This is a genomic window from Nonomuraea zeae (assembly GCF_005889725.1).
Classification (GTDB): domain Bacteria; phylum Actinomycetota; class Actinomycetes; order Streptosporangiales; family Streptosporangiaceae; genus Nonomuraea; species Nonomuraea zeae.
Map to the genome: position 1 here is coordinate 1 of NZ_VCKX01000507.1, position 4,878 is coordinate 4,878.

General features: G+C 71.6%; 5 protein-coding genes and 1 pseudogene. 2 read left to right on the forward strand and 4 right to left on the reverse strand.

The features are described from left to right. Nucleotides 1-355, reverse strand: a pseudogene (locus ETD85_RS60080) (cytochrome P450); the annotation flags it as partial. A gap of 290 nt (nucleotides 356-645) precedes the next feature. Between ETD85_RS60080 and ETD85_RS60085 the strand changes: the two are divergent. Then, nucleotides 646-1,035 (forward strand): nuclear transport factor 2 family protein, encoded by a 390-nt coding sequence (locus ETD85_RS60085; protein WP_138698729.1) that lies wholly within the window; start codon nucleotides 646-648, stop codon nucleotides 1,033-1,035. Nucleotides 1,036-1,110: 75 nt separating this feature from the next. On the opposite strand, the gene ETD85_RS60090 is transcribed toward ETD85_RS60085, so the two are convergent. After that, nucleotides 1,111-1,311, reverse strand: coding sequence for a hypothetical protein (locus ETD85_RS60090; RefSeq protein ID WP_138698730.1), 201 nt, complete (start codon nucleotides 1,309-1,311; stop codon nucleotides 1,111-1,113). Nucleotides 1,312-1,494: 183 nt separating this feature from the next. Between ETD85_RS60090 and ETD85_RS60095 the strand changes: the two genes are divergently transcribed. Beyond that, nucleotides 1,495-2,313 (forward strand): NAD-dependent epimerase/dehydratase family protein, encoded by an 819-nt coding sequence (locus tag ETD85_RS60095; RefSeq protein WP_170247462.1) that lies wholly within the window; start codon nucleotides 1,495-1,497, stop codon nucleotides 2,311-2,313. Here the strand turns inward: ETD85_RS60095 and ETD85_RS60100 are convergent. Further along, a complete protein-coding gene (locus ETD85_RS60100; RefSeq protein ID WP_138698733.1) occupies nucleotides 2,281-3,738 on the reverse strand; it encodes an FAD-dependent oxidoreductase in 1,458 nt (485 codons plus the stop codon). The genes ETD85_RS60095 and ETD85_RS60100 overlap by 33 nt on opposite strands. A 154-nt stretch (nucleotides 3,739-3,892) precedes the next feature. Further along, a partial coding sequence (locus ETD85_RS60105; protein ID WP_138698732.1) for a chitinase occupies nucleotides 3,893-4,878 on the reverse strand: 986 nt, incomplete at its 5' end.

Sequence of the window (4,878 nt, forward strand, 5' to 3'; positions counted from 1 at the left end):
GGTCGGAGGTGATGGGCGGGGCGTCGCCGGCCGGGGCCAGATCGAGCGGCGGCTTGTTGTTGCTGATGAGGATCGCCCGGGAGGAGAAGTGCTCGGTGTCGTAGGCGATGGCGGCGACGTCCTCGTACCGCGTCGGCAGCCACGCCCCGCCGAACCGCTCGGTGCGCGCGATCGGGCAGCGCTGCCGCAGATCGTCCTGGATGGGATAAGGGTCGGCGGCCCAAGTTGGGTCGACGTGGGAGAAGTCGGTCGCCCAGTCGGAGACGGGGTCGGTCACGGTCTCGCTGTAGGTGCCGAGCACCCGGTTCTTGCGCTCCTCTTCAAGGCCTTCGCCGAAGCGGTCCTCCACGGTCATCGCAGCAACTCCGTCTCTGACGTCGATTCCCCGGGCCGGGTGTCCGTGCATCGGATACGTCCGGAGGCCGCCGCCGGATTTCGGGAAATTCGGCGGACCTCATCCGGATGGCGACGCCGGCCGCGCAGACCCGGCCGCACACCAGGGAGACGAAGCGGATCGGCCCGGTCGTGACATGGGTTCGCCCGGGGCGATCGGGCGTCTCCTCGCCGAGGCCGCTGGGCGTACATGGGATAACGTGCTTTGCGCCGAACCCTCACGCACTTCCAGGCTGAAAGAGAGAATTTCTCATGCCCGACCGCACCCTCATCGATGAGCTCCACGAGGCGGAGCGGCGCCTGCAGGCGGCGCAGCTCGCCGGCGACGTCGAGGAGCTGGACCGGCTGCTCGACGAGCGACTCGTCTTCACCGGACCGCCGGACGGCCGGTGTCACCCGGCGGCCAAGGAGCTCGACCTGCACAACCACCGCTCGCGGACACAGGTCATGACAAAGCTCATCCAGGAGGACCTCACCGTGCTCGTCGCGGGGAGCACCGGGGTCACCTGCTTCCTCGGCACGCTGGAGGGCACGTACGCGGGACAGCCTTTCGCCGGGCGGATGAGCTACACCCGGACCTGGATCCATACGGACGAACACGGCTGGCGCATCCTGGCCGCCCACGCCGGCCCGGCGTCATAGGCATCGCGACGGTACGCCGTCCCTGCGCCGCCGAGGACCGGGCGCAGGGGGACCGCGCGACGCGAAGTCCGGCGGCTACCGTCCGGGCGGCTTCCGGCAGAGGTCGAAGATCAGCGTGAGCGCGGAGAGCGCGCCACACCCCAGGCAGGCGAACGTGAACACCGGCGCGTACGGATCAGGGCGGACCTGCCACGTGACCAGACCGCACGCGGTCGGCAGAACGAACATCATCCACAGTGTGATCCGGTCGAACGTGGACTCTGGATTCCTCGACACCGCACCCCCTCATCGTCGCGTGTGCGAAGTACCAGGTCTGACTCCGGAGAGCGACGAAAGGTTCACGGCAACCTGCGTCCGCCGTCGGAAATGGGATGAGCCCGGCTATGCGGTCGCGGCGCATTGCCCTCGGGCAGCGAAGTTCGCCAGAATGAAACGCCGTTTCCTTCTGGGAGGTCGAGGGTGCGATACACGATCATCGGGTGCGGGCATGTGGGCCTGGAGCTCGCCCGGCGCTGGACGGAGGCGGGCCACACCGTCACCGGCACCACCACCACGCCCGGACGCGTCCCCGAGCTGCGGAAGGTCTGCACAGAGGTAGCGGTCCTGCGCGGCGCCGACCGCGCGGCGGTCGCGCGCGCCGTCGAGGGCGCCGACGCCGTGGTGCTGACCGTGAGCCCCCGGCTCAGCAGGGCCTTCGACGCCGCGTCGCGGGTCGCCGAGTACGCCGACACGCTCGTCGCCACCGCCAGGACCGCCGTCTCGGCGCATCCGCGCGTCGTCTTCACCAGCTCCGGCTCCGTGTACGGCGGCGGCACCGGCCCCTCGATCGACGAGACGGCCCCCACCACCGACGACCCGGACGCCTCCCCGCGCTCCTTCGTGTCCGCCGAGCAGGCGGTGCTGGCCACGCCTCGTGGCGCGGTGCTGCGCATCCCCGACGTGTACGGCCACCCGGACGACCTCGACTACCCCGCCCGGGTGCGGTTCGCGCACGAGCGGCTGGGCGGCAGCGTGCCGTTCGCGGCGGGCGCCCTGCTGTACCGGATCGACTACCGGGACGCGGCCTCAGCCCTGGACTTCGTGGTGACCGAGGGCCTGACCGGTGTGTTCAACGCCTATCCCGACGACGTGACGCCGCCGGACAACGCCGAAGCCTTCGCTGCCATCTGCGCCGCCGAAGGGCTGCCGGGGCTGACCTACCGGGCCGAGATCCGCCTCCCGGAGGTGCCGGTCAGCTCGGCCAGGCTACGCGGGCTCGGCTTCCACTTTGCGTACTGACGCGGCCAGGGCCCGCCCGGTCAGGCGGCCGAAGGCGAGCGCGGGGGTCAGGCACATGCCCGAGCAGAACGCGTTGCCGTTGACCGCCGCGGAGCCGATGACCTCGCCCACGGCGTACAGCCCGGGGATGGCCTGCCCGTCGGCCCGCCGCACCCGCAGGCGGTCGTCGACGTCGACGCCGGCGAACGTGATGAGCGTGACGGGATGGTTCTCGATCGCGTAGAAGGGCGGCTCGGCGATCGGCGCGGGCAGGTGCCGCCGCCCGAAGTCCGCGTCCAGGCCGCGCGTCACCGCCTCGTTGTAGCGCCGCACCTGCGCGGCCAGCCCGTCCGCCGAGACGCCGGCGAGCGCGGCCAGCTCGGCCAGGGTCGCGGCCCGGTGCAGGCCGCGCCGCCGGCCGCAGGTCCCGGCCAGCTCGGCCGGGCTCCACCCGTGCACCATCGGCCGCGACTCGCGCAGCGCCCGCGCGTCGAACACCATCCAGAACGTCATCAGCTCGACCTCGGTGAGCGCACGCTCCTTGCGGTCGATGCTGGGCTCGTCCTCGGCGATCCAGCGGCGCCCGCGGCGATCGACGTAGATCTCCCACGGCGGCCGCTCCTGCGCCACGAGCTGCGGCCGGTGCAGCCAGTCGACCCGCGGGTCGTCGTCGACGTGCGGCGGCAGCCCGCCGAACGTCGGGAGGTAGCGCCCCACCCCCTGCAGCCCCGCACCGGCCCGTCGTGCCATCAGCAGCCCCTCGCCCGTCGAGGTCGGCGCGGCCGAGGTGGTCAGGGGCGCTCCCTCCAGCTCGGCGAACAGCTCGGGCGCGAAGCCGAACCCGCCGGTCGCCAGCACCACGGACGGCGCTCGCCACTCCCGTCCGTCGCCGTCGATGACCCCGACCACGGACCCACCCTCGACCAGCAGGTCCGCGACAGCCGTCCCGCACCGCACCTCGACAGGTCCACCGCCTGGTCCACCGCCTGGTCCACCGCCCGTGTGGGGCTCCAGCAGCCGTCGCAGCGCCGCCAGCACGGCGGGCCCGCCGGGTGTCTCGGCGGCGTGCACGGTGCGCGGGATCGTGTACGGCTCGTGCCCGTAGACGATGCGCGGCGTGTTCGGATCGGGGGTGAAGCCCGCCGCGAACAGCCACTCCAGCACCGCGGGCTGCTCGGCCAGCGACAGGCGGGTGAGATCCTCGCGCCCGGTTCCCCGGTTGATGCGCACGATGTCGGCGTAGTGCCGGTCAGGGTCGTCGTCGATGCCCCGCGCGCGCTGCGCCGAGAACCCGCCGGCGGACAGGTGCCCGCCCGAGTGATGCAGCGCGCCACCGATGTCGGCGGCCTTCTCCAGCACCAGGACCCGCGCCCCGCCGTCGGCCGCGGTGATGGCGCAGGCCAGCCCGCCGGGCCCGGACCCGACCACGATCACGTCCCAAGCCATCGCCACCCCCGGATGGATACAGTGTTTCCATCCGGGGGTGGCCGGTCAAGAGCACAGCCGGCCGGTCAGGAGCGCCGCCGAGTATGAAGTTCGGGGTCGCCGGCTGGGCGGAGGGCCCCCGACGAGAGGTCGATCCATCTCCCGATCGGTCGTGTCAGCGGCCCTGCAGGGATTTGACGTTGTCGCCGAACGTCCAGCCTTTCGAGCCGTCCCAGTTGACGGACCAGGTCATCAGCCCCTTGAGCCCGCCGGAGAAGCTGTTCCAGCTCTGGGCGACCAGGGCGGGCGACATGTGGCCGCCGCCGGCTCCCGGCTGGGCGGGCAGGCCGGGGACCTGCTTGTCGTACGGGACCCTGATCGTGGTGCCCTGGATGACCAGGCCGTTGTTCAGGCAGGTGGTCTGGGCGACGAATCCCTGCACGGTCCCGGCGGCGTAGGAGTCGCCCGCGCAGCCGTACATGCTGCCGTTGTAGTACTGCATGTTCAGCCACCACAGCCGGCCGTTGTCGGCGTACTTCTTGATGATCGGCAGGTAGGCGCCCCAGATGGAGCCGTAGACGACGCTGCCGCCCGTGACGTACGCCGTCTCCGGCGCCATGGTCAGGCCGAAGCCGGCCGGCATCTGGGCGAGGACGCCGTCGATGATGCGGATGAGGTTCGACTGGGAGGCCGAGAGCTGGGTGATGCTGCCGCCGCCCGTCAGGCCGGTCTCGATGTCGATGTCGATGCCGTCGAAGTTGTAGCGCTTGAGTATCGGGACGACGGTGGCCACGAAACGGTCGGCGACGGCGCTGGAGCCGAGGTCGATGCCCGCCGTCGCGCCGCCGATGGACATCAGGATCGTCGCCCCGGCGGCCTTGGCCTGGCACATCTCGGCCGGGGTGGCGACCTTGACGGTCGCGTCCATGCCGTCCTCCCACAGGACCGTGCCGTCGGAGCGGATCACCGGGAACGCGGCGTTGATCACGTTGTAGCCGTGGGCACGGATGCGGGGGTCGGTGATCGGGATCCAGCCGAGCGGGGGATGCACGCCGTTCGCGGCCCCGTCCCAGTTCTCCCAGTAGCCCTGCAGGACCTTGCCGGTCGGCCTGGGCTTGACGGCGCAGGTGCTCTCCGTCGGAGAGGGGGAGGGGGAAATCG

Bases quoted from the DNA above. Each gene is read 5' to 3' on its own strand.
- ETD85_RS60085 (WP_138698729.1), top strand. From the start codon at position 646: ATGCCCGACCGCACCCTCATCGATGAGCTCCACGAGGCGGAGCGGCGC.
- ETD85_RS60100 (WP_138698733.1), bottom strand. From the start codon at position 3,738: ATGGCTTGGGACGTGATCGTGGTCGGGTCCGGGCCCGGCGGGCTGGCC.